This window comes from Mesorhizobium sp. M7A.F.Ca.US.006.04.2.1 (assembly GCF_004022915.1).
GTDB lineage: Bacteria > Pseudomonadota > Alphaproteobacteria > Rhizobiales > Rhizobiaceae > Mesorhizobium > Mesorhizobium ciceri.
The window spans coordinates 1-4041 of record NZ_RZQA01000596.1 but is presented as its reverse complement, the minus strand read 5'-3'; the positions used below and the strand labels follow the sequence as shown (position 1 = coordinate 4041).

Genomic DNA, 4041 nt, shown 5'->3' with positions numbered 1-4041 from the left:
GCATATGGCCCCGTATGCTTCCATTCCGACAAATCGCGCGACGGGTGTAACCCCAGGTGTCACCACGGCCCCGGTCGTCACCACGACCCCGGTCGTGACCAGGACTTCCGGCCGTCACTACGACTTCAAGTTGTCACTACGACTTAGGGCTGAGGCATTTCAAGTCTTTATGGCCCGGCGATGGCATTTGCGCACATCTGGTCGCATCAGCCGAACAAAATCTTGCTCTGCTGCGCTGCGATATGCATAAGCGATGGCGACCGTGGAGGAACGATCATGGCTGCCGAACAACCGCTCTGGACCCCGACGCAAGACCAGATTGACGCAGCACCCTTGACCGCCTTCACCAAGGCCGCCGGAGTCAAAGCCGGCGTAGCGTTTTCCTCGTATTCGCAGCTTCACGCCTGGTCGGTCGAGGACCGTGAAGGGTTCTGGAGCCTGGTCTGGGATTTCTGCGGCATCGTCGGCGGCAAGGGCGACAAGCTGCTCGTCGACGGCGACAAGATGCCCGGCGCTTCTTTCTTTCCCGATGCGACACTGAATTTCGCCGGGAATCTGCTGAAGAAGACCGGCTCAGGCGACGCAATCGTGTTTCGCGGCGAAGACAAGGTCGAGCGCCGGCTGTCCTGGAACGAGTTGCACGCGCTGACCTCGCGGCTGCAGCAGCTTTTCCTGTCGCTCAAGGTGAAGAAGGGCGACCGCATTGCCGCCATGATGCCCAACATGCCGGAGACCGTCGCCGCCATGCTGGCCGCCGCCTCGGTCGGCGCCGTCTGGTCGTCCTGCTCTCCCGATTTCGGCGAGCAGGGCGTGCTCGACAGGTTCGGCCAGATCGAGCCCGTCGTCTTCATCGCGCCGGATGGCTATTGGTACAATGGCAAGGCGATCGAAGTCGCCGACAAGATCGCCGCGGTCGCGGCCAAGCTCGGCACTGTCCGCAAGATCCTGGTCGTCGACTATCTCGGCACATCGAGCGATGTCGCCGGGATCATCGACAAGGCGGTGGCGCTGGAAGAGGCGCTGTCGCCCTTCGCCGGCAAGCCCGTCGCCTTCGAGCCGCTGCCGTTTTCGCATCCGCTTTACATCCTGTTTTCGTCGGGAACGACCGGCATTCCCAAATGCATCGTCCATTCGGCCGGCGGCACGCTGATCCAGCATGTCAAGGAACACCGGCTGCATGCCGGTCTCACCGACGGCGACCGCTTTTTCTACTTCACCACCTGCGGCTGGATGATGTGGAACTGGCTGGTGTCGGGGCTCGCTTCGGGTGCGACGCTGCTGCTCTATGACGGTTCGCCCTTCTACCCCGACGGCAATGTGCTGTTCGATTTCGCCGATGCCGAGAAGATGACTTTCCTCGGCACCTCGGCCAAGTTCATCGATTCCGTGCGCAAGGCCGGCCTCAAGCCGATCCGCACGCATGATCTGTCCACTGTGCGGGCAATCTCCTCCACCGGCTCGCCGCTGTCGCCGGAAGATTTCCGCTTTGTCTATGACGGCATCAAGAAGGACGTACATCTGGCCTCGGTCTCCGGCGGCACCGACATCGTCTCCTGCTTCGTGCTCGGCGTGCCGACGCAGCCGGTCTGGACCGGCGAGATCCAGGGACCCGGCCTCGGCCTGGCCGTCGATGTCTGGGACGACGACGGCAGGCCGGTCCGACAGGAGAAGGGCGAGTTGGTCTGCGCAAAAGCCTTTCCGGCGATGCCGATCGGCTTCTGGAACGACCCCGATGGCAAGAAGTACCGGGCGGCCTATTTCGAGCGCTTCGACAATGTCTGGTGTCATGGCGATTTCGCCGAATGGACCGAGCATGGCGGCCTCATCATCCATGGCCGCTCCGACGCCACGCTCAACCCGGGCGGGGTGAGGATCGGCACGGCGGAGATCTACAATCAGGTCGAGCAGATGCCTGAGATCCTGGAAGCATTGTGCATCGGACAGGACATCGACAACGACGTGCGCGTCATCCTGTTCGTGCGCCTGGCCGCCGGCGTGCAGCTCGACGAGGATCTGGAAAAACGCATACGGGCAAAAATCCGTAGCGGCGCGAGCCCGCGTCACGTGCCGGCAAGGATCGTCGCCGTCACCGACATCCCACGCACCAAGTCGGGCAAGATCACCGAGCTTGCGGTGCGCGACGTGGTGCATGGCCGCGCCATCAAGAACAAGGAGGCGCTCGCCAATCCAGAGGCGCTTGAGCTGTTCAAGAACCTGCCGCAATTGGCCGAGTAGCTGCTAATGCATGTCGCTCAAAAGTGGCCCGGTTTTGAGGCAACGACACGTATGAAAAAGTGACTTCGGAATGGTTAACGAAATATCTCGCTAGAATTTACCTAGATTTCATGAGTGGTACACATTCGTAAATTTTCCGGCGCCCCGGTAAGGGGTTGTTAAGGTCCGGCGTCGATAGTCGCAGGTAACTTGAGGGAGAAATCCCGTTCCTCAGCCCCGAGGATCCGAATTCGCTCAAGCCCCCGTTGTGACAGCAATCCCATCTCTTAAGGCGCCTTTGGGCGCCTTTTTCTTTTTATCGGGATCGAAGCGTGGAGGGCTGATCTATTCCGCGAGCACACGGGTCGATGGAAAAGCGACCTCGACCAAGGTGCCTTCGCCCGGGGTCGAATTGATGGTGAACCGGGCACGGTTGGCTTCCACCATCGCTTTGGTCAAAGGCAGTCCAAGCCCGGTGCCGTCGCCGCGTCCGCGCTTCAGCGCGTTGATCTGCTTGAACGGCTTCAGCGCCTGCTCGATCTCGGCATGGCTCATGCCGATGCCGGTGTCGCGCACCCGCATGACGACGTCGCCCGACGTCTCATAGGCGGTCGAGACGATCACCTGGCCGCCGGCCTGGGTGTAGCGGATGGCATTCGACAGGATGTTGAGCGCGATCTGGCGCACGCTGCGCAGGTCCGCCACCACTTCCGGCAGCCGCGAAGCGAAGCTGGAGCGGATGATGACCCGTTCGCGATTGGCCTGCGGCTGCATCATCGCCACCGTCTCGGCCAGCGTGTCGTTGAGCGACACCGCCTCATAGGCCATCTCCTGCTGGCCGGCCTCGATCTTGGAGATGTCGAGCAGGTCGTTGACCAGGTCGAGCACATGATTGCCCGAGCGGTTGATGTCGCGCAGATAGTCGCGGTAGCGGTCGTTGGCGACAGGTCCGAACTTCTCGTCGACCATCAGTTCGGAAAAGCCGATGATGGCGTTGAGCGGGGTGCGGATCTCGTGGCTGATGCGGGCGAGGAAATCGGTCTTCTGCGAGGACGCGCGCTCGGCCACCGCACGTGCCTGCGTCAAGTCCTCTTCGGCCCGCTTCCACTGCGTGATATCGCGAACGACGGCGCAGAAGCCGCTGTCGTTGGGCAGCCGGCCGATGGTCATGAACAGCGGAATGAAGCGGCCTTGCGATTCGCGACCGATCACCTCACGGCCGTCGTTCATGACACTCGCCACGCCGGGCTCGGACAGTCCGTTGAGATAGTCGCGTGCCGCGCGCTGACTTTCGATGGCAAACAGCGAGGCGAACGGCTTGCCGGTCACATCGTCGCTGTCGAAGCCGAACAGTGCTTCGGCCGGCCGGCTGATCGATCGGATGGTGCCGTCACGGCCGATCAGCACGACGCCGTCGGTGGCGGTGTCGATAATGGTGCGCATCTCGGCGATGCGCGCCTTGAGCTCGGAAATATCCGGCTGCGTCTGCTCGTCGCCAACCACATGCAGGCTCGCCGGCGCATCATCCTCGCCGGAGCGTCGCACGACCAGCATCAGCGCCTTGCCGTCGCGCCAGGGGACAGAGCGCAAAATGGCCTCGATCGGGAATTCCTGTCCATCACGCGTCTTCAACCGCAGCGCGCGATCGGTGCCGTCGGAAACGCCGTCGTCGGCATAGGGGTCGGCAAACAACGCGCCGAGGCCGCCGGCATCCGCCAGATCGTCGAGCGCCTCGTAGCCGGTCAGGCTGAGGAATTCCTCGTTCGCATAGTGCAACTGGTCTCCGGAATGGATGAGCAGCGGCACGGGCAGCTTACCGAGCAGCGA

The 4041-nt window shown here is 62.4% G+C and carries 2 protein-coding genes; one reads left to right on the top strand and one right to left on the bottom strand.

The features are described from left to right. Positions 1-276 precede the first annotated feature (276 nt). Positions 277-2235: an acetoacetate--CoA ligase gene (locus EN925_RS26050; protein ID WP_127369412.1), complete on the top strand. Its 1959-nt coding sequence runs from the start codon at positions 277-279 to the stop codon at positions 2233-2235. A 324-nt stretch (positions 2236-2559) separates the two neighbouring features. Here the strand turns inward: EN925_RS26050 and EN925_RS26045 are convergent. Continuing rightward, the coding region (locus EN925_RS26045; protein WP_128337031.1) for a histidine kinase dimerization/phospho-acceptor domain-containing protein at positions 2560-4041 on the bottom strand (1482 nt) is incomplete at its 5' end.